20 protein-coding genes and 1 pseudogene are annotated in these 24402 nt (G+C 60.8%); 13 read left to right on the forward strand and 8 right to left on the reverse strand.

Features of this window, described 5'->3' with window-relative positions; genetic code table 11:
- The first annotated feature begins 24 nt into the window (after positions 1–24).
- Positions 25–1935 (forward strand): XrtA/PEP-CTERM system amidotransferase, encoded by a 1911-nt coding sequence (locus tag AC2S2E_RS09925; protein WP_486522207.1) that lies wholly within the window; start codon positions 25–27, stop codon positions 1933–1935.
- Between the two features lie 305 nt (positions 1936–2240).
- Complete coding sequence (locus AC2S2E_RS09930) at positions 2241–3068, forward strand: crotonase/enoyl-CoA hydratase family protein (protein ID WP_486522208.1); 828 nt, start codon at positions 2241–2243, stop codon at positions 3066–3068.
- A gap of 47 nt (positions 3069–3115) precedes the next feature.
- On the opposite strand, the gene zapE is transcribed toward AC2S2E_RS09930, so the two are convergent.
- The 5 genes from zapE to AC2S2E_RS09955 all read right to left on the reverse strand — a co-directional run bounded on the left by zapE (position 3116) and on the right by AC2S2E_RS09955 (position 9081).
- Positions 3116–4255 carry a cell division protein ZapE gene (zapE, locus tag AC2S2E_RS09935; protein ID WP_476102587.1) on the reverse strand — a complete coding sequence of 380 codons (1140 nt, stop codon included), beginning with the start codon at positions 4253–4255 and terminating at the stop codon, positions 3116–3118.
- An 18-nt stretch (positions 4256–4273) separates the two neighbouring features.
- Complete coding sequence (locus AC2S2E_RS09940; RefSeq protein ID WP_486522209.1) at positions 4274–4681, reverse strand: hypothetical protein; 408 nt, start codon at positions 4679–4681, stop codon at positions 4274–4276.
- A 153-nt stretch (positions 4682–4834) separates the two neighbouring features.
- Complete coding sequence (locus AC2S2E_RS09945) at positions 4835–5617, reverse strand: succinate dehydrogenase iron-sulfur subunit (RefSeq protein WP_476102583.1); 783 nt, start codon at positions 5615–5617, stop codon at positions 4835–4837.
- Positions 5618–5858: 241 nt separating this feature from the next.
- Positions 5859–8642: an Rne/Rng family ribonuclease gene (locus tag AC2S2E_RS09950; protein ID WP_486522210.1), complete on the reverse strand. Its 2784-nt coding sequence runs from the start codon at positions 8640–8642 to the stop codon at positions 5859–5861.
- Positions 8566–9081 carry a hypothetical protein gene (locus tag AC2S2E_RS09955; RefSeq protein ID WP_486522211.1) on the reverse strand — a complete coding sequence of 172 codons (516 nt, stop codon included), beginning with the start codon at positions 9079–9081 and terminating at the stop codon, positions 8566–8568. Before AC2S2E_RS09955 ends, AC2S2E_RS09950 begins: the two co-directional genes overlap by 77 nt.
- Positions 9082–9431: 350 nt before the next feature.
- Between AC2S2E_RS09955 and AC2S2E_RS09960 the strand changes: the two genes are divergently transcribed.
- Entirely contained in the window at positions 9432–10430 is a 999-nt protein-coding gene (locus tag AC2S2E_RS09960) for an N-acetylmuramoyl-L-alanine amidase family protein (RefSeq protein ID WP_486522212.1), read from the forward strand.
- A 43-nt stretch (positions 10431–10473) separates the two neighbouring features.
- Entirely contained in the window at positions 10474–13059 is a 2586-nt protein-coding gene (locus AC2S2E_RS09965) for a penicillin-binding protein 1A (RefSeq protein WP_486522213.1), read from the forward strand.
- Positions 13060–13068: 9 nt separating this feature from the next.
- Here the strand turns inward: AC2S2E_RS09965 and AC2S2E_RS09970 are convergent, their stop codons facing one another.
- Both AC2S2E_RS09970 and AC2S2E_RS09975 read right to left on the reverse strand, forming a co-directional pair.
- Positions 13069–13809, reverse strand: a complete 741-nt coding sequence (locus tag AC2S2E_RS09970; RefSeq protein WP_486522214.1) for a metallophosphoesterase family protein — start codon at positions 13807–13809, stop codon at positions 13069–13071.
- The gene (locus tag AC2S2E_RS09975; protein ID WP_486522215.1) at positions 13810–14652 is read right to left on the reverse strand and encodes an SGNH/GDSL hydrolase family protein; all 843 of its coding nucleotides are present in this window, start codon (positions 14650–14652) and stop codon (positions 13810–13812) included.
- A 118-nt stretch (positions 14653–14770) separates the two neighbouring features.
- Between AC2S2E_RS09975 and AC2S2E_RS09980 the strand changes: the two genes are divergently transcribed.
- The 5 genes from AC2S2E_RS09980 to AC2S2E_RS10000 all read left to right on the forward strand — a co-directional run bounded on the left by AC2S2E_RS09980 (position 14771) and on the right by AC2S2E_RS10000 (position 20019).
- Complete coding sequence (locus tag AC2S2E_RS09980; protein ID WP_486522216.1) at positions 14771–15331, forward strand: peroxiredoxin; 561 nt, start codon at positions 14771–14773, stop codon at positions 15329–15331.
- 398 nt (positions 15332–15729) lie between these two features.
- Positions 15730–16857: a peptide chain release factor 2 gene (gene prfB, locus AC2S2E_RS09985; protein ID WP_476102568.1), complete on the forward strand. Its 1128-nt coding sequence runs from the start codon at positions 15730–15732 to the stop codon at positions 16855–16857.
- Entirely contained in the window at positions 16857–17759 is a 903-nt protein-coding gene (bla, locus tag AC2S2E_RS09990; protein WP_486522217.1) for a class A beta-lactamase, read from the forward strand. Before prfB ends, bla begins: the two co-directional genes overlap by 1 nt.
- 183 nt (positions 17760–17942) lie before the next feature.
- On the forward strand, positions 17943–19349 hold the full coding sequence (locus AC2S2E_RS09995; protein ID WP_486522218.1) for an NAD(P)H-dependent flavin oxidoreductase: 1407 nt from the start codon (positions 17943–17945) through the stop codon (positions 19347–19349).
- A 175-nt stretch (positions 19350–19524) separates the two neighbouring features.
- Positions 19525–20019, forward strand: a complete 495-nt coding sequence (locus AC2S2E_RS10000; RefSeq protein WP_476102562.1) for an SH3 domain-containing protein — start codon at positions 19525–19527, stop codon at positions 20017–20019.
- A gap of 83 nt (positions 20020–20102) precedes the next feature.
- On the opposite strand, the gene AC2S2E_RS10005 is transcribed toward AC2S2E_RS10000, so the two are convergent.
- Positions 20103–21296: a thiolase family protein gene (locus AC2S2E_RS10005; RefSeq protein WP_476102560.1), complete on the reverse strand. Its 1194-nt coding sequence runs from the start codon at positions 21294–21296 to the stop codon at positions 20103–20105.
- A gap of 308 nt (positions 21297–21604) precedes the next feature.
- Here AC2S2E_RS10005 and AC2S2E_RS10010 point away from each other — a divergent pair, with 308 nt between their 5' ends.
- The 4 genes and pseudogenes from AC2S2E_RS10010 (at position 21605) to AC2S2E_RS10025 (ending at position 24391) form a co-directional block, all read left to right on the forward strand.
- Entirely contained in the window at positions 21605–21991 is a 387-nt protein-coding gene (locus tag AC2S2E_RS10010) for an NADH-quinone oxidoreductase subunit A (protein ID WP_168602385.1), read from the forward strand.
- Entirely contained in the window at positions 21988–22542 is a 555-nt protein-coding gene (locus AC2S2E_RS10015) for a NuoB/complex I 20 kDa subunit family protein (protein WP_168602386.1), read from the forward strand. Before AC2S2E_RS10010 ends, AC2S2E_RS10015 begins: the two co-directional genes overlap by 4 nt.
- A gap of 11 nt (positions 22543–22553) precedes the next feature.
- Positions 22554–23165 (forward strand): annotated as a pseudogene (locus AC2S2E_RS10020) (NADH-quinone oxidoreductase subunit C); the annotation flags it as partial.
- A gap of 11 nt (positions 23166–23176) precedes the next feature.
- Positions 23177–24391 carry an NADH-quinone oxidoreductase subunit D gene (locus AC2S2E_RS10025; RefSeq protein ID WP_476102556.1) on the forward strand — a complete coding sequence of 405 codons (1215 nt, stop codon included), beginning with the start codon at positions 23177–23179 and terminating at the stop codon, positions 24389–24391.
- Positions 24392–24402: the final 11 nt, after the last annotated feature.

Consider the following 24402-nt stretch of genomic DNA (forward strand, 5'->3'; position numbering starts at 1 on the left):
CAAAGTCGTTTAAGGGGTTCACATATGTGTGGTTTTGCCGGGATCTTTCATCTGGAAACCCCCAAGCCGGTTGATCCGGCCCGGGTGGAGCGGATGTGCGATGCCATTGCCCATCGCGGGCCGGATGGCTTTGGCGTGTGGACCGCGCCGGGCATAGGCATGGGCCATCGCCGCCTGTCCATCATCGACATTGCCGGTTCGCCCCAACCGATGGCGTCCACCGATGGGCGCGCGATGCTGTTGTTTAACGGCGAGATCTATAATTACCGCGAATTGCGCGCCGAACTGGCGGCGCAGGGGGCGGTTTTCCATACAGACGGCGACAGCGAGGTGATCCTTGCCGCCTATCAGCGTTGGGGCGCCGATTGCGTGTCGCGCCTGTCGGGCATGTTTGCCTTTGCCATCTATGATCTGGACCAGCGCTCGCTCTTGCTGGTGCGTGACCGGCTGGGGGTCAAACCGCTGTTTCTGGCCGAATTGTCGGATGGCAGTTTGATCTTTGGGTCGGAATTGAAGGCCTTGATGGCGCATCCGGCCCTGCGGCGCGAAGTGGATCCGCTGGCGATCGAGGATTATCTGACCTGGGGTTATGTGCCCGATCATCGCTCGATGTTGCGCGGGGTTGAGAAATTGCCCGCCGGGCATCTGATGATCCTCAAGCATGGCGCGCCCAAGCCTGCGCCCCGGCAATGGTGGGATGTCAGTTTTGCCGAAAGGCGTAAGGGCAGCGCGGCGGACTTGTCGGCTGAACTGATCCATTTGATGCGCGATGCCGTGACCAGCCGGATGGTGGCCGATGTGCCCTTGGGGGCGTTTCTGTCGGGCGGAGTCGATTCCTCCTCGGTCGTCGCGCTGATGGCCGAGGCGAGTTCGTCGCCGGTCAAGACATGCTCGATCGGTTTTGACGTCAAGGCGCTGGATGAAAGCGACTATGCGCGACGGATTGCCGAGCAATTCGGCACCGATCATCAAAGCCGCATCGTGTCGCCCAATGATTTCGAGGCGGTCGACCATCTGACCACCATGTTCGACGAACCCTTTGCGGACGCCAGCGCGCTGCCGACATGGCGCGTGTGCCAATTGGCGCGCGAAACGGTGACGGTGGCCCTGTCGGGTGACGGCGCGGACGAAGCCTTTGCCGGATACCGCCGCCATGTGTTTCAGCTTGGCGAGGACCGGGTGAGGGGGATGATCCCCGATGGATTGCGCCGGGGCCTGTTCGGAACATTGGGCGGCATCTATCCCAAGGCGGATTGGGCGCCGCGTCCGCTGCGGGCGAAAACCACGCTGCTCAACCTCGCACGGTCGAGTGAGGAGGCCTATACCGACGCGGTCAGCGTGACGGGGCCTGCGCTGCGTGATAGGCTCTATACCGAGGAATATCGGCGTTTGCGGGGCGACTATCGGGCCGAGCAGGCGTTTCTGGACTGTATGGCGCGGGCGCCGGCACGATCCGGGCTGGACCGGGCGCAATATGCAGATCTCAAATTCTGGCTGCCGGGCGACATCCTGACCAAGGTGGACCGGGCCAGCATGGCGGTCAGTCTGGAAGCGCGTGAGCCTTTGCTCGACCACCGATTGATCGAATTTGCCGCCAGCCTTCCGGAGAATCTGCGAGTCAAAGGTGGGCAGGGCAAGTGGCTGCTTAAAGATTCGATGCGGCGTTATCTGCCTGATGACATTCTGTTTCGGCCCAAACAGGGATTCGTTACCCCCATTGCGCAATGGTTGCGCGGACCACTTGCCGCAGAAGCGAGAAAAATTGCTGCACAAGCGAAAGATGGTGGAGGGGCGCTGGGGCGCACCGGATGGTTAAATCCCATTAACCTTCATGAAATAGCAGAAGCGCACATTTCCGGGGTTTCTGACCACTCAAGACTGTTGTGGCAGTTGTTGATGCTGGACAGGTCGCTTGTCCATCTGGGCATTGCCTGATACGCTCTGCTTTCGGAGCAAAGATTAACTAAAAACTTTTTGTTTCATTTTGAAACACCTTTCTGTAAAAAGGCTTTGCATTCCGTGGTTTAGCATGCCTAAACTTCGCCCGGTACTAGAGAGCGGTGAAAGACGAGGTTGCGCTTCGTTAACCGTGATCAGAAAGGGTCGTGACGACAATGGACCGGATGACCGGTGAAATGGGAAATTTGCCTCCTTACGGTGAAAGTGGAGGCAATCGTGGCATCTTCTTTCCCGAGGATCCCGCGCAGGCAGCCCTAAATCGCCTGGCCGTTCCAGAGGCATTGACCGATCTGGAACAGCTTGACGTCTTGTATGACGATCAGGCCAGTACGATCTGGACCTTTATGAGCCCGTCAGGACGCCCCAGCTTCACGCCCTCGCTGTTGCGGGATTTTGAAAGCTGGCAGGATCTGATTGCCGGCAATTTCGGCCCTGACAAGATCCCGCTGCGCTTTCTGGTTCTGGGCAGCCGGACGCCCGGCGTATTCGGGTTTGGCGGCGATCTGGAACTGTTTCAGGGCATGATCCGGTCACAGGACCGCGAAGGTCTGGCCGCTTATGGCCATCGCTGTGTTGCCATTCTGGATCGTAACCGTCGCGCACTCGAATTGCCCATCGTCACGATCGGGCTGGTGCAGGGGCAGGCGCTGGGCGGCGGTTTTGAGGCGGTGCTCTCGTTTGATTATCTGGTGGCGGAAAAGGGCGCGACCTTTGGTTTGCCAGAGGTGATGTTCGGCCTGTTCCCCGGCATGGGCGCCCATGCGATCCTGTCGCGCAAGCTGGGCACGGCTGCGGCACAGCGCATCATCCTGTCCAACCGCACCTATAGCGCCGAGGAAATGTATGATCTGGGCGTGGTGACGCATCTGGCCGAGCGGGGCGAGGGTGTGGCCTATGTTCAGGATTTCATCGCCAAGAATCAGCGTCGCCATGGCGGTCTGGTGGCCGCGCAAAAGGCGATCCGTCGCGCGGCACCTCTGGATCTTGCCGAATTGAACGACATCGTCGATCTGTGGGCAGAGGCCGCATTGGGTCTGTCGGAGAGCGATCTCAAGCTGATGTCGCGTCTGGCCGGGGCGCAGGCGCGCAACCATTCGGCGGCGGCCTGAATTGGGCGTTAGGGGGCGCTTATGCGGCGCCCCTTATTCTTCGGGCCTTATTCTTCGCCGTGGCCCTTGGCCATGTAATCCTGGCTCTGCATTTCGGTCAGTCGGCTGATCGTACGATCAAATTCAAAGCTGCCGGTGTCGGATTCCTTGTCGCCCGAATCATACAAACGGTCGAGAGGTGCGTCGGCGGTCACGAACAATTTGACCTTATGTTCGTACAACGCGTCGATCAGCGTAACAAAGCGCGCCGCTTCGTTGCGGGTTTCCTTGCCTAGCCGGGGAATGCCGACCAGAATGACCGTATGATAGGCCCGCGCCACGGTCAGATAGTCTGACGCCCCGCGCGCCTCGCCACACAGCTTTTTAAAGCTGAATACGGCCACGCCCTTCAGGCTCTTGGGCACATGCAGCAGGCGCCCGCCGCCAACATCCAGATCCGCCGAGGGCACATTGCGCGCATCTTCTGGCGGAAAATCGGTCAGGCGGAAGAAAACTTCACGCACACGTTCGGTCGCCGGCAGGCCCAATGGGCTGTGCCAGCTGCGGATACCGGCCAGACGTTCCAGCCGGTAATCGACCGGACCATTTAGCGTCAGCACATCCAGCTCTCCCTCGATCAGCGCGATGAAGGGCAGGAAATGCTCACGATTGAGGCCGTTTTTGTACAATTCGGACGGAGCGCGGTTGCTAGTGGTGACGAGCGTCAAATTGTGATCGTGGATCAAGGCGGTGAACAACCGGCTCATGATCATCGCGTCGGCCGAATTGTTGACCACCATTTCGTCAAAGGCCAGCACGCGCAGGCCCTCAGCAATGCGGGTGGCGACCTGCGGGATGGGGTCGCCGGTTTCGCCCTGACGGACCTCGCGCATGATCGCGTGGACTTCCTGCATAAAGGCATGGAAATGCACGCGGCGCTTTTCGGTGATGTTCAGCGTGTCGTGGAACAGGTCCATCAGCATCGATTTGCCGCGCCCGACGCCGCCCCACATGTAAAGCCCGCGCGCGCGCGTCGGTTTGCGGCCCAGCAATCGTCCAAAGAAACCGCCACCGGCAGGCGCCGCTTCCAATTCCTGTTGCAGGACATTGAGTCGTTCCGCCGCGGCCGCCTGTTCCCGATCGACGCGCAATTCATGGGTATGGATGAGCGCGCGATAACGCTCGATCACAGTCGCAGGCTTGGCCATCGTAACGTCTTCAAACTTTCAATCGCAGGTGATGCGGGCCAGAATATCGCCGTCGCCATCAACCCGCGTGGTCAAGGGCATCGAGCGATAGATACCGCCTTCACGCTTCATTTCCGGGCCGGTGCCCTGCCAATGCAGTTTGCGGCCCGCGTCGGTCGTCTCTGCATAGGCGTAAAGCGGAATATCTTCAATCTGCGTCAATTTTTCCCCGGCGGGCGAGCGCAGATAGGAGCTTTCGCGCGGGTTGAAATAATACCAGCCCTGATCATGCAGCCCTTTATGGTCTGTATAGGCCAGAATGACGCGCAAGGGGCGCGAGCAGGCGTTCTGGACAAAGATCTGGCGGCGGGCCTGAGCCGACGCTTCCCCGGCCCCAAGGGCAAGGGCGGCGAGTGCGGCAGAGAAGGCAAGGGCATTACGAAACATTGCGATTTCCCGTGGATCAGGATTCTAAGGGGCGACCGTTTACCAATCGCTAACCCAGTCATACGGGGCGTTACAAGGGAATGCACGTAAAGTGGATGCAAAAAAGCGCCCCCAGTCGAGACTGGCGGCGCTTTCCTGATTCGCGTCAAGAGATCAGACGTGGCGTTCGGCCTGCATCTTCTTGATTTCGGCAATGGCGCGGGCGGGCGAAAGGCCCTTGGGGCACACATTGGCGCAGTTCATGATCGTGTGGCAACGATACAGGCGGAACGGATCTTCCAGTTCGTCCAGACGCTCACCCGTGAATTCGTCGCGGCTGTCGGCCAGCCAGCGATAGGCCTGAAGTAGGATCGCCGGGCCAAGGAACTTGTCGCTGTTCCACCAGTACGAAGGGCACGAGGTCGAGCAGCAGGCGCACAGAATGCACTCATACAGACCGTCGAGCTTTTCGCGCTGTTCGGGCGACTGCAGGCGCTCCTTGCCCGAAGGCGTGGTCGAAACGGTCTGAAGCCAAGGGCGAATCGAGGCATATTGGGCATAGAAATGCGTAAAGTCAGGGACGAGGTCCTTGATCACTTCCATATGCGGCAGCGGCGTGATGCGCACATTGCCCGAAAGATCTTCGATTGCGGTGGTGCAGGCAAGACCGTTGCGACCATTGATGTTCATCGCGCAAGAACCGCAAATGCCTTCACGGCACGAACGGCGGAACGTCAGCGTCGAGTCGACTTCGTTCTTGATCTTGAGCAGCGCGTCCAGCACCATCGGGCCGCACGCGTCGAGATCGATCTCGAACGTGTCATAACGCGGGTTTTCGCCGCTGTCGGGGTCATAGCGGTACACGGTGAATTTCTTCACCTTGGCCGCGCCCTCTGCCTTATGGACGACGCCATTCTTGCTGATCTTGCTATTGGCGGGGAGGGAGAACTGGGCCATTTTCCGCTGCTTCCATCTCTGAACACGATTCTGTTAGGGGCTATGAGCCCCCGCTCCGTAGGGGCGCATAGCCCCCTGCTTGCCCGCCTGTCTAGTGTCTTGTGGGCCATGAGCAAGCATAGATTTTTGCACTGCGGCGAAAGTCGCAGACTCTGCCTCTCTTGACCACCCATCCCAAATGCAAAAAGCCGGAGAGCGTTTGGGCTCTCCGGCTTGATGTCATCGGCAAGATGCTTTGGGCTTATTCGCCAAAAGTACGCTGCCACCAACCGCGACGCGGCGTTGCGGAACCTTCGTCGTCACCGCCCGCAGCAGCAGGTTCCGAAACCGGCTCTGCGGCAGGCGCTTCAACAGCGGTTTGCGCCACAGGAGCCTCAGCCACCGGGGCGTCGGCAGGAGCGGTCTCGACCTTCTTCTTGCGCACACGCTTGGGCTTGGCCGGGGCTGTTTCCGCCACGGCTTCCGTCGGAGCGGCTTCGGCAGGTGCTGCTTCCACCTTCTTCTTGCGCACGCGCTTGGGCTTGGCAGGGGCTTCTTCAGCTACTGCTTCGACCGGCGTTGCTTCTGCCGCCACGGCTTGCGCCGGCGCTGCTTCGGCGGTTTCTGCCGGCGCGGCCTTTTTGCGGCGTACGCGCTTGGGCTTGGCAGGCGCTTCTTCAGCGACCGCCTCGACCGGCGCGGCTTCAACGGGGGCTTCGGCCTTGGGGGCTTCGACCACCGGTTCGGCCACAAGGGCCACGTCAGCGGGCGCTTCAACCACAGGGGTCACTTCGGCGGGCGCATCTTCGTCGCCTGCTTCACCCTGTTCTTCGCTCACGCCTTCTTCGCCTTCACCGCGGTTGCGGCTGCGCCGACGCTTGCGACGACGACGCTTGCGCGGTCCTTCTTCGCCCGCTTCGACCGGAGCTTCGGCATCGCCTTCTTCACCCTCGTCGGCTTCTTCGCCATCGTTGGTTTCGGCCTGGCTTTCCTCACCGGTGCCTTCTTCGCGGCGATCACGGCCACGACCGCGACGACGCTTGCGACGCTTGCGACGGGTTTCGGCGCTTTCGTTCGCGCCTTCGCCGCCGGTTTCGCCTTCGGCTTCCTCGGCTTCTTCCTCGATCTCGTCCTCGAAATCCTCTTCCGGCAGATCGTCAAGGTCTTCTTCAAGGATCAGCGGTTCGAACTTGGGCACGAATTCGTTACGCGGACCCGACGAGACGACGCGCATCTTGGCGCCTTCATTCTCGCCTTCGGGGATCACTTCGACCACGACGCCGTAACGGTTTTCGATCTCGCCCAGATCAAGGCGCTTGGCATTGAGGACGTAAACCGCCGCTTCCTGGCTGGCGAAGAGCGTGATGACCGTGCCCTTGCCCTTGGCCGCTTCTTCCTCGATCAGGCGCAGCGCCGACAGGCCCGCCGAACCCGCCGTGCGGACCAGACCGGTGCCATCGCAATGCGGGCAAGAACGGGTCGTGGCTTCCAGAACGCCGGTGCGCAGACGCTGGCGGCTCATTTCCATCAGGCCGAAGCTGCTGATACGGCCGACCTGAATGCGGGCGCGGTCGTTTTTCAGCGCTTCCTTCATGGCCTTCTCGACCTTGCGGACGTTCGAGCCATATTCCATGTCGATGAAGTCGATCACGACCAGACCAGCCATGTCGCGCAGGCGCAACTGGCGGGCGATTTCGCGCGCGGCTTCAAGGTTGGTGGCCACCGCCGTCTGCTCGATGCCATGTTCCTTGGTGGAACGGCCCGAGTTGATGTCGATGGAAACCAGAGCTTCGGTCGGGTTGATGACGATATAGCCGCCCGACTTCAACTGAACCACCGGATCATACATCGCGGTCAACTGATCCTCGGCGCCAAAGCGCTGGAACAGGGGGACCGGATCGGCGTAATGCTTCACCCGGCGGGCATGGCTGGGCATCAGCAGTTTCATGAAGTCACGCGCCGCGCGATAGCCATCGTCGCCCTCGACGATCACTTCTTCGATGTCGCGGTTATAGATGTCGCGGATGGCGCGCTTGATCAGGTCGCTGTCCGAATGGATCAGCGCAGGCGCCGCCGACTTCAGCGTGCTTTCGCGGATATCGTCCCACAGGCGGGCCAGATAGTCGAAGTCGCGCTTGATCTCGGTCTTGGTGCGCTGAAGCCCCGCCGTGCGCACGATGCAGCCCATGCTCTTGGGCAGGTCCATTTCGGCGATGATGGTCTTCAAACGCTTGCGGTCGGCAAAGCTGCTGATCTTGCGCGAAATGCCGCCGCCATGGCTGCTGTTCGGCATCAGCACGCAATAGCGACCGGCCAGCGAAAGGTAGGTGGTGAGAGCTGCGCCCTTGTTGCCGCGCTCTTCCTTCACGACCTGAACCAGCAGCACCTGGCGCCGATGGATCACGTCCTGAATCTTGTAACGGCGGCGCAGAGCCATGCGCTTGGCGCGCAGCTCTTCGGCTTCCTTGGCGTGGGACGCGTTGCGGCCACCCTGACGACGGCCACGACGGCCACGGCGCTCACCGCCTTCTTCGGCGGCTTCTTCGGCTTCATGGTCGCCTTCGAAACCGTCTTCGACATGACCGGCCTCGATCGTGGCGACGCTGTTCTTTTCCGATGTGTCGACTTCGATCAGCGAGCCGGTTTCCTCGACGCTGCCGCCGGCGAAATCATCGGCCAGACCTTCGCCCAGTTCATCGTCGCCAACGAAATCTTCCTCACCCTCGGCAACCGCGCGCAGGGCGGCTTCTTCCTCGGCATGGGCCGCTTCTTCGGCCAGCAAGGCCTCGCGGTCTTCCTTGGGGATCTGATAATAATCAGGGTGGATTTCGGAAAAAGCGAGGAAACCGTGACGGTTGCCCCCGAAATCGACAAAAGCGGCCTGAAGCGAGGGTTCTACTCGCGTGACCTTGGCCAGATAGATATTGCCCTTGATCTGCTTGTGATCAGCAGAATCAAAGTCGAATTCTTCAATACGGTTGCCCTTGAGCACCGCCACCCGGGTTTCTTCCGAGTGGCGCGCATCGATCAGCATGCGCGTTGACATTATGATTTCTCCGGCCGCGCAGGTCCGGCATCGGGTCATGGCCTGGGGTCGGTCCCTTTGGCGCATGGCCCGGCAATGGGGCGCGGCAATTGTGGTGGTGTTCGCGCGGCGGCTTGGCCATCGGCGCGAGGATCAACAGGCCATTCGCGCAAGATGCGCGTCCGGCATGAGTGGAACGGCCATGGGGCAAAGGCCCGCTGGCGTTTTTCGTGTCTGCAAGGCAGAGGAGGCGCGGCTGTGTGCTGCGCATGGCGATGGCTTTATGCTTTGCAAACAGGGTCTTGCCCTTTGCATAGCGCTTCGGAAATTGCGACCGGTTTGTCGTGAAGCGGTTTGCCATCGACGAGTCTTCCGCCCACACCGCAAAGCCGCCTTGCGGCTGCGGATTTTGGAACGGAACACAACTCATCATACCTGCATCAACCTGTACGTCCGGCATGAAAAAACAACCGGGGCCAAGGGCAGGTTTTGTCGCGCTTCCCTTTTGCTTGGCCCGGCCGGAATGGCGGGCGGCGATGCCTTGGGCGGGGTTTGCCTATGGGCCTGTTGGCGTTTGGGGCAAACCTTTGAAAAAGGCAGGGGCGCGGGGAATGTACTGCCCCCGGTCTTTCCCTGCTAGCACCCCTTGTCTTTCCGGGCAAGTTCCATGCGATGCGTGATTCTACGCTTTTTTCCGGGGACTGTGTCGATAAAGACATCGCCAACGCGGCGTTAACCCCATTGCGTGCATAAGGGGTCTCGCTTACCACAATCATGCTTTGGGGATGTCCCCAAGTCCGATGGACCCTGATGGACCCCGCCAACCGCGCCATGTCTGAAACCAATCCGACGCCTGTTGATCCGCCATCTGCTGATCTGCTGGTGCTGGACGAGGCAGAGCCGCGTTCGGATAATCAGCGCGGGCTTGGGCTGGGGCTTTTGATCTTCGCCTTGTTCGCGCCGCTGGCCTTGCTGGTGTCGATGCTGCTGATGGACCTGTGGATGGGCGCGCCGGGTTTTACGCGCGATTATGTCGTGCGTTTCGATTTGCCGCCTGCGGGCGCATTGGCCGCTTTGCCGCAGATTTCCGGGCCAAATGATCCGCATAGTCCGTTGGTTGTGATCGATGCCGGGCATGGCGGCCATGATCCGGGTGCGCATGGCGATCACCGCGATGAAAAGGATCTGACGCTTTCCCTTGCCTTGGCCTTGCGACAGCGCCTGCTGGATGTGGGGGGCATTCGTGTCGCATTGACCCGCGCCGATGATCGCTATCTCTTGCTGGAGGAACGGTCAGGCATCGCGCGGGCGATGAAGGCGGACCTGTTCCTCTCGATCCATGCCGACAGCGCCGACACGCCCGATGCGCATGGCGCCACCGTCTATACCCTGTCCGATCGTGGCAGCAGCCAGGAGGCCGAGCATCTGGCCGCGTCCGAAAATCGCGCCGATACGGTCAATGGCGTGTCGCTGGCCAACACCAGCAGTTCGGTTTCGGCCATTCTGGTCGATTTGTCGCAGCGCCATTCGGCGGAAATGTCGACCAATCTGGCGCGGCTCATCCTGCGTGAGGGTGAGGGGCGAATCGCTTTCCGCGACCGCGCCTTGCAATCGGCCGCCTTTGTCGTGCTGAAATCGCCCGACGTCCCCTCGGTCCTTTACGAGGCGGGGTATATTTCCAATACGGATGATGCCGCGCGCCTTGCCTCGCCCGCTGGCCGTCGCGATTTTGCCGAGGCCACGGCGCAGGCCATCCGCGTTTACTTTGCCCGCGCGAGGGAAGCGTTGGCGCCAAGTCCAGCGCCTTAACCACTGGCAAAGCCGGGGTTGCCCGTGCTAGGGGCGCAAGTCTATGGCGCCCAGCGATCCTTCTCAGCCCGGTTCTGATCCGAACAATTCGCCCGATCAGAATGAAACTTTTCACCTGCGTATCCGTCGTCAGGCGGGCGGGGCATGGCGTCGGTTGCTGGCGCCGGGACTGACGCGGTTTCGCGCCTGGTTTTCGGTGCGCTGGCAAAGCGGGCGGTTGTTCCGCATTGGCGCGCTGGCCGTGGGACTGCTGGTTGCCTTTTGGCTGTTGCTCTATGTGACGGTGCTGCGCACGCTGCCCTCGGCCGATACGCTGCTGACCTATCAGCCGCCTTTGCCGACGATGGTGCGCGGCAATGATGGCGGTATCGTCTATTCCTATGCCCGCGAACGGCGCGTCCAATTGCGTTATGTCGATTTTCCCAAGCAATTGGTGAATGCGTTCCTGTCGGCGGAAGACAAGAATTTCTTCAGCCATGGCGGGGTCGATTTCATCGGTCTTGGGCAGGCGGTTGTCGATTACGCGTTGAAATATGGCAGCGGTGAACGCGCCCGCGGCGGTTCGACCATCACGCAGCAGGTGGCCAAGAACATCCTGATTGGCGATGAATATTCGGTCAGCCGCAAGCTCAAGGAAATGATCGTCGCCTTCCGCATCGAGGGCGTGCTGAACAAGCAGCAGATCCTTGAGCTTTACCTCAACGAAATCCCGCTGGGGCGCCAAAGCTTTGGCGTTCAGGCTGCCGCCCGCGCCTATTTCGGCAAGGACGTGGACAAGCTGGAACTGCACGAGGCCGCTTTCCTTGCCATCCTGCCCAAGGCGCCCGAAGTTTATGGCCGCGCCAAATTCGCCGAAAAGGCGATTGCGCGCCGCAACTGGGTGCTGGACCAGATGGTCAAGAATGGTGCGGTCGATGCCGGTGCCGCCGCCAATGCCAAGGCGCAGCCGTTGGGTCTGATCCAGCGCCGCGTGGAAACCTATGATCCCTCGGTCGGCTATTTCGTCGAGGAAGTGCGCCGCCAACTGATCGCCAAATATGGCGAGAACGCCGAAAACGGCCCCAACAGCGTCTATGCGGGCGGGCTGTGGGTGCGCACTTCGCTCGATTCCGAATTGCAGAAGGCGGCGCAGGAAGCCCTGCGCGGCGGCCTGCTGCGCTATTCGGCGGGCAAGGGTTGGCACGGGCCGATCGCCCATATCGAACTGGATCGCGACCATTGGCAGAGTCAGTTGATCGGGTTGAACAAATCGATTGCCTATAAGGACTGGCGCGTGGGCATCGTGCTGCGCCGGGGTGGCAATGGTCAGATCGGCTTTACCGACGGTTCGACCGCGGCTTTGACCGGATTGGTTGATCAGGTGCGCGTGGGCGATGTCATCACGGCGGCGCCTGCCGGGACGGGCGTCTATGCCTTGCGCATCCTGCCCGGTGTGGGCGGCGGCATGTTGGTGGAACAGCCCGGATCGGGCCGCGTTCTGGCCGTGGCCGGCGGGTTCGACGATGGGCTGGACAGTTTCAACCGCGCCACACAGGCCCAGCGCCAGCCCGGTTCGACCATCAAGCCCTTCGTCTATGCCACCGGCCTCGACAATGGCATGACGCCCGCCAGCATGGTCCCAGACCAGTCCTTCTGCGTCTATCAGGGCGCAAACCTTGGCGAAAAATGCTTCCGCAATTTTGACAGTCGCGGGATGGGCGGCATTCACACGATGCGCTGGGGCCTTGAACAATCGCGCAACCTGATGACCGTCCACATCGCCAATGATGTGGGCATGGATAAGGTGGTCAAAACCTTTGCCAATATGGGCATCGGCAAATATCCGCCCTATTTCGGCTTTGCTCTGGGCGCGGGTGAAACCACCGTGGCGCAAATGGTCAATGCCTATGCCGCGCTGGCCGCGAACGGGGTTCAGCATCAGCAGACCTATGTGGACTTTATTCAAGACCGCAACGGCAAGGTGGTGTGGCGCGCCGATGAACGCGCCTGCAACGGTTGCAACATGCCCGATTGGGATGGCAAGCCCATGCCGCGCTTTGCCCCGCGCGGGCATCAGGTGATGGATGCCCGCACCGCCTATCAGACCGTCCACATGCTCGAAGGCGTGGTGCAGCGCGGTACGGCGGTGGTGCTGCGCGATCTGGGCCTGCCTTTGTTCGGCAAGACGGGGACCACGACCGGCCCCACCAATGTCTGGTTCATGGGCGGTTCGCCCAAGATCGTGGGCGGCGTCTATATTGGTTATGACCAGCCCAAATCGCTGGGTGGCTATGCGCAAGGGGGGACCTATGCCGCGCCGATCTTCAAGCAATTCGTGCAATTGACCAAGGCGCGTTGGGATCACACGCCCTTCGTCGCGCCGCCGGGCATTCGCATGATGAAGATCAGCCGTTCCACCGGCCAGCGCGTGTTCGGCGGCACGCCGGGCGATGACCCCAAGGCCGAGGTCATCTGGGAAGCGTTCAAGCCCGAAACCGAGCCCCAGCGTGTGGGTCGTCAGGAGCAGGTCGCGGCCAAGCGCAGCGAGTTGCTCGACGCGATCCGGCGCGGGTTTGACGCTTTGGGCGGCCGCGTGTTCCAGCGCGGCGAGGGTGAGGATATGGTGGTGGAGCAGGGTGGGCCTGATTAAGCCCGCTCTTTAACCCATCCGCCCGGTGCGCAAGGCGCGCGCCCAACTGTCGCGGCCCATCGCCTCTGCGCGGCGGGCCGCGTATTCGTGGTCATAGGGCACGGCATGGAGCGTCACCTCCCAACGGCCATCGACCAACTTCGTGGTCAAATAGCGGGCATCGGGCGTGCCGGTTTCCACCACATGCCACGACGGCACATCATCCTCATAGGCGGGCAGGCCGACGCTGCCCGCATTGGCGATCTGGCGACCATCGGGCAGGGCCACCACGCGTGGCATATGGGTGTGTCCGCATAGGGTCAGGGCATGCGCGCTGGCATGGGGCGCAATTTCCTCCAGCGTGGATTCACGCATCCGTCCGCCCTTTTGCCTTCGGTGGAGCCAGTAAGTATCGTCGCTTTGCGGCGTGGCATGGCACAAAAGGACATCCCCATCGGGCCATTCCATGCGCGGCGGCAGGGCGGCCATCCATGCGCGAATATCCTTGTCGATCACAGCATGGGCCGCCGCATCCGTCGGTCCCATTTTCGCCGGGTCCAGCGTCAGCAATTGCCGCTCATGATTGCCCGCTAGGGTCGGCCAGTTCAGCGCCATCAGCCTTTGGGCCGTTTCACGCGGCCAAAGCGGCCCCGAAAGGCTGTCACCCAGATTGACGATCCGGGTGATCCCCTGCGCGGCGATGTGGTCAATCACGGCCTCCAGCGCAGGCAGGTTGCCGTGAATGTCGGAAACGGCGGCAAATTCGATCATTTACCGCGCGCGCCAGGCGGCCTCGATCAATTGGGCGGCGGCGGCCATGCCGGCCTGATTGGGATGATAGTTCACGCCGTCCAGCTTTGCCCGATCCGGCTTTGGTCCATTGACCCAAGGCGCCGCTCCGCAAATGCCATGATCGGCCGATGCGCGATCGAGCGCCACCGTGCGGGCAAAGGCGCGATAGGGGCGCACCGCAGCCTCGGTAATGGCGCTCAGATCGCGGGCGATGGGGCGGATCTGGGCGACGGCTTCATCGGTGAGGCCCGTGGCGGCGCAATTGCCCGTGGCGGGAAACAGCGTGAAATATTGCACCAGCAGAACGCGCGCCTTGGGCGCCCGCTGATGAATGGTGGCGATCATGCGGTCCATGTCGGCGGCCAGCTTCTGCTTCGCCTCGATGGTCAGCGGGGTGAAAGGTGTGCATGTTCCGCCGAAATAGCGGTTGCGCTCTTCATCGGTCAGATTGGGGCACTGAAATTTGCCGATGGCGGTCATATAGCCCAGATCATTGCCGCCAATCGTCACCGTCACCAATTGCGTGTCGGCATCCAGCGCATCAACCTGCGCCGGGATTGGACCCCAAGCGCCCAGAATATGCGCGGTGGTCGCGCCGCTGCATGATACGTCCTTCAATTCCAGCCCGACCTTTTGCGCAAAGATATGCGCCGCATTGGTGGCCGAACGGGCACAGCGGTTGGGCGGTGTGTCGGCGCTTTGGCCAATGCCGGGGCCTGCGGCATAGGAGCTGCCCATGGCGACATAGGCGGCGCCCGCCATGGCCGGATGGGCGGCCGATGCGGAAAGGAGCGAAAGGGCGGCAAAGGCTGATTGTTTCATGGGCGCAGGGTTTGCCGATAATTGCGCCCTTGGCAAGACGGGTTGCCCATTTCGCAAATTGTATCGGCCGGTTCAGATTGCTGGACAGGGTGGAGCGTGTGCGACATTCTGTCGCGCCATGACCAACCTGCGTAACCTGTTCGCCCCTGCGCTTGCCGCTCTTGCCGTCGGCGCTTTGTTGTCCACCCCGGCGCACGCCGAACTGGCGGTGGGGGCGGTGGCGCCCGCCTTTGTCACGCAGGGGGCAAAGGCGGGGAAGCCCTTTACCTTCGACCTTAAAAAGGCGCTGAAGAAGGGGCCGGTGGTCGTCTATTTCTATCCCAAGGCTTTTACCAAAGGTTGCACTTTGGAAGCCCATGCCTTTGCCGAGGCGACCGATGATTTCGCCAAGGCCGGCGCGATGGTGATCGGCATGTCGGCGGATGATCTACCCACGCTTGAAAAATTCTCGACGATGGAATGCCGCGACAAATTCCCGGTGGCGATTGCGGACGCGGCGATCATCAAGAATTATGACGTCCTTCTGACCCGCCCCGATCTGAACGCGACGATCACGAAGCGCACGTCCTATGTCATCGGCAAGGATGGCAAGATCAAGCTGTCTTTCACCGACATGGATTACAAGGATCACGTGTCCAAGACGCTGGCCACGGTTCAGGGGCTGGCAGCCAAGCGCTGATGGTTGGGGCCGGGCGGGTTTAACATCTGCCTGTCCGGCTTTCCCGAATTGGGACCGTTGCAAGGTGCAAATGGGCGAACGGCCCGTCGTCAGGCATCAGGGAATCACGTCTTTTCAATGATGCGCGATGATGATGCTAACCGGCGATGGAGCAGGCCATGATGCATTCCGTTTTAAGCAACCTGACCTTGCGGGCCGCGGCGATTTCCTTGCTGATGCTGGCCCCCATGGTGGTGTCGGTCAAGATTTGACATCCCAGTGTTCGCGCCTTGGCAGGCAACCGTGGCGCGCGGCGCAAATGCGTTGAATATCGCAAGGGGCGACTGACGCTTTCCCTTTACTTTCGCCCCAATCCGGCTAACGCGCCGTGGTTTGGACATAAGCTAAGGGTATTGACGATGCGTGCCGAAGGGCAGGCCCATATTGACCGGATCGATGCAGCGCTGGCGCTGGTGCGCAAGTTTCTCGACTGGGAGCGTGCGCTGCGCCGCTTTGACGAGTTGAACGCGCGCGTCGAGGACCCGAAACTTTGGGACAATCCCAAGGAAGCCGAAAAGGTGATGAAGGAACGGCGCCGTCTGGAGGCTTCCATCGGCGCCGTGAATCAGATTTCGGCCGAGATGAAGGATGCCATCGAGTTCATCGAACTGGGCGAGATGGAGGATGATGAGGCCACCGTTCAGGAGGGTCTCTCGACTCTGGCGGCTTTGGCCGAACGCGCGGATCGCGACAAGGTGCAGGCGCTGTTGGCCGGTGAAGCCGACGGCATGGACACCTATATCGAAATCCACGCGGGCGCTGGCGGCACCGAATCGCAGGACTGGGCCTCGATGCTTTTGCGCATGTACACGCGCTGGGCCGAAAAGCGGGGCTTCAAGGTCGATCTGATCGAGTTTCAGGCGGGCGAAACGGCGGGCATCAAGAGCGCGACCATCCTGTGCAAGGGCGAGAACGCCTATGGCTATGCCAAGACCGAGAGCGGCGTCCACCGCCTGGTCCGCATCAGCCCCTATGACAGCAGCGCACGTCGCCATACCTCGTTCAGCTCGGTCTGGGTCTATCCGGTGATCGACGACAGCTTTACGATCGAGATCAATCCGGCGGATCTGAAGATCGACACCTACCGCGCATCGGGCGCAGGCGGGCAGCACGTGAACACGACCGACTCGGCGGTGCGAATCACCCACGTGCCTAGCGGCATCATCGTGGCCAGCCAGATCGACCGCAGTCAGCACAAGAACCGCGAAACCGCGATGAACATGCTGAAGGCGCGTTTGTACGAGGCCGAAATGCAGCGCCGCGAAGAAGCGGCCAATGCCGAACACGCTTCCAAGAGCGACATCGGCTGGGGCCATCAGATCCGCTCCTATGTTCTCCAGCCCTATCAGATGGTCAAGGATCTGCGCACCGGCCTGACCAGCCCGACGCCTGCAGATGTGCTGGACGGTGATGTGGATGCCTTCATGGCGGCCGCTCTGTCGCAGCGCGTGACGGGCGAAAAGGTCAATGTCGAGGACGTGGACTGATGTTCCCTGTGCTGGGGCGCCGGCATTTTATGGGTGGCGCTCTGGCCAGCGGTCTGTTGGGCGCGGCGCGGGCAGGGGCAGTTGTCATGCCCCCGCCGCATTGGTCTTTGATTGAGCTTGAACAGGAGCATGGCGGGCGTTTGGGCGTCTATGCGTGGTTTGCGGACCGTCCGGCCATCGCCTGGCGGGCTGATGAACGCTTTTCCTTTTGCTCCTCTTTCAAGCTGAGCCTTGCCGCTCTGATATTAAAGGGCGCAGAAACGGGCCATTGGCGCTTGGGCGAAAAACTTGCCTTTGGGCCAAAGGATCTGCTGCCTCACTCGCCCGCGCTTGAGGCGCATCTGAGCGAGGGGCAATTGTCGTTGGGGGAACTGGCGGAAGCTGCGCAGAAGTTTTCCGATAATGGTGCAACCAACCTGCTGCTCCGCCGTCTGGGCGGGCCGCAAAAGGTGACGGCCTTCTGGCGCGCGCTGGGGGATCGGGTCAGCCGTTTGGATGATTACGAAACCTCGCTCAATCGTGTGCCGCCCGGGACCTCGCGCAACACGACCAGTCCGCGCGCCATGGCAGGCAATGTCGTTGCGTTGATGAACCGGCGCGGGGTGATGGGGGCGAACTCGCGTGGCCTGTTGAAACAATGGATGCATGATACGGATACCGGGTTGAAACGGCTTCGCGCCGGATTACCTGTTGATTGGTGGGCTGGCGACAAGACGGGTACGGGCCTGCCTGATGATGTTCCGGGTTGTTATGTCGATTTGCTTTGGGCGGAACCGAAAGGTCGGGGCGCATTGGCCATCGCGGCTTTCTATCGGCCGGAAAAGCCGACGCCCAATGGAGATTCGCATGCCGAGGCCATATTGGCTAACGTTGCACATACCATTGTGTCGCAAGGAAAATGAGGCAGAATGCGTAGGGCCTATGTTGATTTTAGTCGCATGATGGCCCGAAAAGTTTATGAACAGTATTTGAACATTTGGAACATCCGGTCAGCCCCGATCGGATGTTCCGGGGCCGCAGACAAAGGGGGGGAGGGTGCTTCCTTTTCTGCGGTGTGTCGGGGTTTGTGGTGAAAGTATACGGCAATGGGTTTCAAGGGTTTGCAGCCGATCCTTTATGGTCGTCGTGAGGTTTGGCCGCTGGTAGAAGGCGGCAAGGGTGTGGCGGCGACCAACCATGCCAGTTCGGGCGCATGGGCGGCGGCCGGCGGCATCGGCACGGTCAGCGCCGTTAACGCCGACAGCTATGACCCCGAAGGCAAGATCATTCCGCAGGTCTATCATGAGCTGACCCGTCAGGGGCGCCATGAGGAACTGATCCGCTATGCCATTGATGGCGCAGTGGAACAGGTTAAGCGGGCCTATGATATTGCCTCGGGTCGCGGCGCGATCAACATCAACGTGCTGTGGGAAATGGGCGGCGCACAGCAGGTTCTCGAAGGCGTGCTCGAACGCACCAAGGGGCTGGTGACGGGCGTGACCTGCGGCGCGGGGATGCCGTACAAGCTGTCGGAAATCGCGGCGCGCTTTAACGTGCATTACCTGCCGATCGTGTCGTCGGGGCGCGCTTTCCGCGCACTGTGGAAGCGGGCCTATCACAAGGTTGCCGAACTGATGGCGGCGGTGGTCTATGAAGACCCGTGGCTGGCCGGTGGACACAACGGCCTGTCGAACGCCGAAGACCCGACCAAGCCGCAGGATCCTTATCCCCGCGTTAAGCAACTTCGCGAAACCATGCGCGCCGAGGGCGTCCCTGACAGCGTCCCCATCGTGATGGCGGGCGGCGTCTGGTTCCTGCGCGAGTGGGAAAACTGGATCGATAATCCCGAACTGGGCGCAATTGTGTTCCAGTTCGGCACCCGGCCGCTGCTGACCGAGGAAAGCCCGATCCCGCAGGCGTGGAAGGATCATCTGCGCACGCTGGAACCGGGCGACGTGCTGTTGCACAAATTCTCGCCGACCGGCTTCTATTCCTCGGCGGTCAAGAATCCGTTCCTGATGAGCCTTGTCGCGCGCAGCGACCGCCAGATCCCCTATTCCAAGGTGGAAGCGGGCGATCATACGGTGCAACTTGACGTTGGCGTCAAGGGCAAGAACTTCTGGGTCACGCCCTGCGACCGCGCCCGTGCGCATCAGTGGGTGAACGAGGGCTTTGTCGAAGCGCTGCGCACGCCGGATGACACGGTGATTTTCGTGACGCCGGCCGAGCGTCAGGAAATCCGCAAGGATCAGGCCGATTGCATGGGCTGTCTTTCGCATTGCGGTTTTTCCAGCTGGAAGGACCATGATGACTGGACGACGGGGCGCATGGCCGACCCGCGCAGCTTCTGCATTCAAAAGAGCCTGCAGAACATCGCCCATGGTGGCGACATCAATGAAAATCTGATGTTTGCGGGCCATGCGGCTTATCGGTTCAAGCAGGACCCGTTCTATTCGAACAATTTCACCCCGACGGTGAAGCAATTGGTGGATCGCATCCTGACCGGCGATTGATTCGGGAGAGGGGGAACCCCTTTTCGAAGAAATGGAAAGCCCGATCATGTCGCCGCGTGATCGGGCTTTTGCTTTATGGCGCGTAAACCAGATCTGTTGGTGCCAACCCGGCTTTGCGGCGTATAGAGTGTGCCCCGGCTTGCCGCATGTGGCGCAAGGGTACTATAGAAGAACCATGTTGCACAAATTCTGGAATAGGTTCGGGCGCGCTGTTGCATTGGCGGGTCTGGTAATTGCTGGGGCGTGGGGCGGCCCTGTGGGTGCCGAAACGCCGCAATTTCCCGCGTGGCGTTCGTTGCGCGATCCTGTTGTGAATATGCGCACCGGGCCGGGCGAAGATTATGCCATCCGTTTCATCTATCGTCGCCAGTTTTTGCCGATCAAGGTGCTGCGCCTTTATCAGGGATGGTATCTGGTCGAGGATCCGGATGGTTCGCGCGGCTGGATGATGATGCGCTTTTTGAACAAAACGCCGACAGCGCTGATTCGCGGCAAGGGGCCCGTGGAAATGCGTGCAGGGCCGGGCGCGGACGCGCAATTGCTGTGGAAGCTGGCGCCGGGTTTGGTCGGACGTCTGGGGCCTTGCAAGGATGGCTGGTGCCAGATGGACATTGACCGTCATGTCGGTTTCGTGCCGGAAGGACGTCTTTGGGGTGCGGGAAAACCGTAATCGGATGATACGGTCCAGATGCAAAGAAACGCCCCAACCGTGAGGTCGGGGCGTTTCCTGTTTTTAGGCTTGGTTAGAAAGGCTTACACCAGTTCTACCGCAACCGCCGTGCCTTCGCCGCCGCCGATGCAGAGCGCAGCAACGCCTTTCTTCAGCCCGCGAGCCTTGAGCGCCGCGATCAGCGTGACGAGAATGCGCGCGCCCGAGCAGCCGATCGGGTGGCCCAGCGCGGTTGCGCCGCCATTGACGTTGACCTTGGCGTGATCGAGGCCAAGGTCATGGATCGCGAACATGGCGACGCAGGCAAAGGCTTCGTTGACTTCGAACAGGTCCACATCGGCCACGGTCCAGCCAGCCTTGTCCAGCGCCTTTTGAATGGCGCCGACCGGGGCGGTCGTGAACAGCTTGGGATCATGGGCGTGGGCGGCCACGGCCTTGACGATGGCGACGGGCTTGGCACCCTTGGCCTCGGCAGTGCTCTGACGGGTCAGGACCATCGCGGCCGCGCCGTCAGAAATCGACGAAGAGGAGGCCGCCGTGATCGTGCCGTCCTTGGCAAAGGCAGGCTTGAGGGCGGGGATCTTGTCGGGGCGGCCCTTGGCGGGGGCTTCGTCGGTGTCCACGACGACTTCGCCCGCACGGGTCTTGATCGTCACGGGTGCGATTTCGTCGACAAAGCGGCCTTCGGCCACCGCGGCCTTGGCGCGGGCCAGCGATTCGATCGAATAGGCGTCCATGCCTTCGCGCGTCAGGCCGTAATCATTGGCGGTGACCTGCGCAAAGCTGCCCATGGCGGCGCCTTCATAGGCGTCTTCCAAACCGTCGAGGAACATGTGGTCATAGGCCGTGTCATGACCGATGCGCGCGCCCGAGCGATGCTTTTTCAGCAGATAGGGGGCGTTGGTCATGCTTTCCATGCCGCCCGCGATCACGAAATCGACGCTGCCTGCGGCCAGAGCTTCGGAGGCCATGATGACCGTCTGCATGCCCGAACCGCAAACCTTGTTGACGGTGGTGGCCTGAACCGACTTGGGCAGGCCGGCCTTGATCACGGCCTGGCGGGCAGGGGCCTGACCCAGGCCAGCAGGAAGGACGCAGCCCATATACGCGCGTTCGATGTCTTCACCCGCGATACCGGCGCGTTCAACAGCGGCCTTGACGGCGGTGGCGCCAAGCTCGGTGGCGGACACTTCGGAGAGACTGCCCTGCATCGCGCCCATGGGGGTGCGGGCATAAGAAAGAATGACAATCGGATCAGCAGCGGAAATCTGTGCCATGTAACTAGGACCCTCCGGAGTAGCAGCGCGAGCGCGCCTGATGCGGAAAGACGGGCTTAGCGTCCTTCAATGAAGGCGCGATGACGCCTTGCCTCTTTGAGATAGTGCCGCACAGCAGCAAAGGCAATCAGGATAAGTGGATGAAGAATCGACGTGCAAATACGCATTATTTGCGCTATTGCGAAGCACTTGCAGATATTTGAGCAGGTTCTTTTCGCTCCTGCACAGTTTGAGACGTTAGGAGGCTTGCGCACCCCGGAAAGGGGTACTAGGGCCGCCAAAGCTCAACTTTATCTGCGAGTCAGCTCTTGATCGACCTGTCGCACTACCTGTCGAACTACCTTCCCATCCTGATCTTTCTCGGGATCGCGCTTGGTTTGTCTTCGGCCTTCGTCATTTTGCCCATTCTTGTGTCGCGCCTTACGGGCTCGTACAAACCGGATGCTGACAAGCTTTCGGAATATGAATGCGGTTTCCCCGCCTTTGAAGAACCGCGCAGTCAGTTTGACGTGCGTTTCTATCTCGTGGCGATCCTCTTCATCATCTTCGATCTCGAAGCAGCTTTCCTGTTTCCCTGGGCTGTCAGCCTGAAGGAAACCGGCTGGGCTGGCTGGCTGACGATGATGGTGTTTCTTGCCGAACTCGTGATCGGCTTTGCCTATGCGTGGAAGAAGGGAGCGTTGGACTGGGAATGAGTACAAATCCCTCCTTTGAACCGATCATGGCGGCTAACGGCAAGTTGGTCGCCCCCGATCAGGGTTTCTTTAACGACCTGTCGAACGAAGTGTCCGACAAGGGCTTTCTGGTAACCAGCACCGAGGAACTCTTTCAGTGGGCCCGCACCGGCTCGCTGTGGTGGATGACCTTTGGACTGGCTTGCTGTGCTGTGGAAATGATCCACGTCAATATGCCGCGCTATGACATGGAGCGCTTTGGTGCTGCTCCGCGTGCGTCCCCGCGTCAGTCGGACGTGATGATCGTGGCCGGCACGTTGTGCAACAAGATGGCCCCGGCGCTGCGCAAGGTCTATGACCAGATGTCGAACCCGAAGTACGTGATCTCGATGGGGTCGTGTGCGAATGGCGGTGGTTACTACCATTATTCCTATTCGGTGGTTCGTGGTTGTGACCGCATCGTTCCGGTCGACATCTATGTTCCCGGCTGCCCGCCGACCGCGGAAGCCTTGCTCTATGGCATCATGCAGTTGCAGCGGAAGATCCGCCGCGTCGGCACCATCGAGCGTTGAGGGAGGGACGAATGGCTGTTCTGCATTCCGCCCCCAAGTGGAGCTCGAACGAAGGCGTACTCGACACGCTGGTGGGCGCTCTTGCCCACCGCGTCGTTGCGTCCAAGGAAGAGCATGGCGAAATCGTCATTACCGTGGGCCGCAACCACGTTGAGGACGCGCTCAAGATCCTTCGCGATGAGCATGAATACCAGCAGTTGATGGAAATTGCCGGTGCCGACTATCCCAACCGCGATGAGCGGTTTGAAGTCGTCTACATGCTGCTCTCGGTGACGAAGAATCATCGCATTCTGGTCAAGACCACCACGGATGAAGTCGCGCCGGTTCCCACCGTCACGACGCTCTGGCCGGTGGCCGGCTGGTTGGAACGCGAAGTGTTCGACCTTTACGGCGTGGTCTTTGCCGGCAATGCGGACCTGCGCCGCATCCTGACCGACTATGGTTTTGAAGGGCATCCTTTCCGCAAGGATTTCCCGCTGACAGGCTATCAGGAACTGCACTATTCGAACGAAGAAAAGCGCGTGGTTTATGAGCCGGTCCGTCTGGCCCAGGATCTGCGTCAGTTCGACTTCACCTCGCCGTGGGAAGGTTCGGATTACGTCCTTCCGGGCGACGAGAAAGCTGGGGAAGGCAAATGAGCGGTCTGATTCTTGAAGAATCGCCGACCACCGGCGATGAAATCATCACCAATTACACCATCAACTTCGGACCTCAGCACCCCGCCGCCCACGGCGTGTTGCGCATGGTCACCGAACTGGACGGTGAAATTGTCACGCGTATCGATCCGCATATCGGCCTGCTGCATCGCGGCACCGAAAAGCTGATCGAATACAAGACCTATCTGCAGGCGCTGCCCTATTTCGACCGGCTGGACTATTGTTCGCCGCTCGGCATGGAGCATTCCTATGTTCTGGCGGTGGAAAAGCTGCTGAATTTGGAAGTGCCCGAGCGCGCCAAGTGGCTGCGCACGATGTTTGCGGAAATCACGCGTATCTGCAACCACATGCTCAACATCGGTTCGCACGTCATGGACGTGGGGGCGATGACGCCGAACCTGTGGCTGTTCGAAATTCGCGAAGATTGCTTGAACTTCTTCGAGCGCGCTTCGGGCGCTCGCATGCACTCGGCATGGTTCCGCCCCGGCGGCGTCCATCAGGACGTGCCGCAAAAGCTGATCGACGACATCAGCGTCTGGCTCGACAAGCGTCTGCCCGAACTGTTCGAAGACGCGATGAGCCTTGTGTGCGATAACCGCATCTTCAAGCAGCGCAACGTCGATATCGCGACGGTGACCAAGGAAGACGCGCTGGCATGGGGCTTTTCCGGCCCGATGATCCGCGGCAGCGGCATTCCTTGGGATCTGCGCAAGTCGCAGCCCTATGATGCCTATGATCAGGTCGATTTCGAAGTGCCCGTGGGCACCCGCGGCGACTGCTATGATCGCTTCATGGTCCGCGTCGAAGAAGTCCGCCAGTCGGCTCTTATCATCCGCCAGTGCATCGAAAAAATGCCTGCCGGTCCGGTGCTGAGCAGCGACCGCAAGGTGGCCCCGCCCAAGCGCGCCGAGATGAAGCAGGACATGGAAAGCCTGATCCATCACTTTAAGCTTTACACCGAAGGCTTCCACGTTCCGGCGGGCGAAGTCTATGTGGCGACCGAAAGCCCCAAGGGCGAGTTCGGCGTCTATCTGGTGTCGGACGGCTCGAACAAGCCCTATCGCTGCAAGATCCGCCCGACGGCGTTCAGCCATCTTCAGGCGATGGACTTCATGACCAAGGGCCACATGCTGCCCGATATCACGGCCATCCTTGGCGCGATGGATATCGTGTTCGGGGAGTGTGACCGGTGAGCCAGAGCAGC

Source organism: Novosphingobium sp. 550D (genome assembly GCF_057401885.1).

Excerpts from the sequence above, each read along its gene's own strand:
- prfB (WP_476102568.1), top strand. The coding sequence starts at position 15,730 with ATGCGTGCCGAAGGGCAGGCCCATATTGACCGGATCGATGCAGCGCTG.
- AC2S2E_RS10025 (WP_476102556.1), top strand. The coding sequence starts at position 23,177 with ATGAGCGGTCTGATTCTTGAAGAATCGCCGACCACCGGCGATGAAATC.
- AC2S2E_RS10000 (WP_476102562.1), top strand. The coding sequence starts at position 19,525 with ATGTTGCACAAATTCTGGAATAGGTTCGGGCGCGCTGTTGCATTGGCG.
- AC2S2E_RS09955 (WP_486522211.1), bottom strand. The coding sequence starts at position 9,081 with ATGCCGGACGTACAGGTTGATGCAGGTATGATGAGTTGTGTTCCGTTC.
- AC2S2E_RS10015 (WP_168602386.1), top strand. The coding sequence starts at position 21,988 with ATGAGTACAAATCCCTCCTTTGAACCGATCATGGCGGCTAACGGCAAG.
- AC2S2E_RS09940 (WP_486522209.1), bottom strand. The coding sequence starts at position 4,681 with ATGTTTCGTAATGCCCTTGCCTTCTCTGCCGCACTCGCCGCCCTTGCC.
- AC2S2E_RS09980 (WP_486522216.1), top strand. The coding sequence starts at position 14,771 with ATGACCAACCTGCGTAACCTGTTCGCCCCTGCGCTTGCCGCTCTTGCC.
- AC2S2E_RS10005 (WP_476102560.1), bottom strand. The coding sequence starts at position 21,296 with ATGGCACAGATTTCCGCTGCTGATCCGATTGTCATTCTTTCTTATGCC.
- AC2S2E_RS09925 (WP_486522207.1), top strand. The coding sequence starts at position 25 with ATGTGTGGTTTTGCCGGGATCTTTCATCTGGAAACCCCCAAGCCGGTT.
- AC2S2E_RS09945 (WP_476102583.1), bottom strand. The coding sequence starts at position 5,617 with ATGGCCCAGTTCTCCCTCCCCGCCAATAGCAAGATCAGCAAGAATGGC.
- AC2S2E_RS09960 (WP_486522212.1), top strand. The coding sequence starts at position 9,432 with ATGGACCCCGCCAACCGCGCCATGTCTGAAACCAATCCGACGCCTGTT.
- zapE (WP_476102587.1), bottom strand. The coding sequence starts at position 4,255 with ATGGCCAAGCCTGCGACTGTGATCGAGCGTTATCGCGCGCTCATCCAT.
- AC2S2E_RS09995 (WP_486522218.1), top strand. The coding sequence starts at position 17,943 with ATGGGTTTCAAGGGTTTGCAGCCGATCCTTTATGGTCGTCGTGAGGTT.
- AC2S2E_RS09975 (WP_486522215.1), bottom strand. The coding sequence starts at position 14,652 with ATGAAACAATCAGCCTTTGCCGCCCTTTCGCTCCTTTCCGCATCGGCC.
- bla (WP_486522217.1), top strand. The coding sequence starts at position 16,857 with ATGTTCCCTGTGCTGGGGCGCCGGCATTTTATGGGTGGCGCTCTGGCC.
- AC2S2E_RS09965 (WP_486522213.1), top strand. The coding sequence starts at position 10,474 with ATGGCGCCCAGCGATCCTTCTCAGCCCGGTTCTGATCCGAACAATTCG.
- AC2S2E_RS09950 (WP_486522210.1), bottom strand. The coding sequence starts at position 8,642 with ATGTCAACGCGCATGCTGATCGATGCGCGCCACTCGGAAGAAACCCGG.
- AC2S2E_RS09970 (WP_486522214.1), bottom strand. The coding sequence starts at position 13,809 with ATGATCGAATTTGCCGCCGTTTCCGACATTCACGGCAACCTGCCTGCG.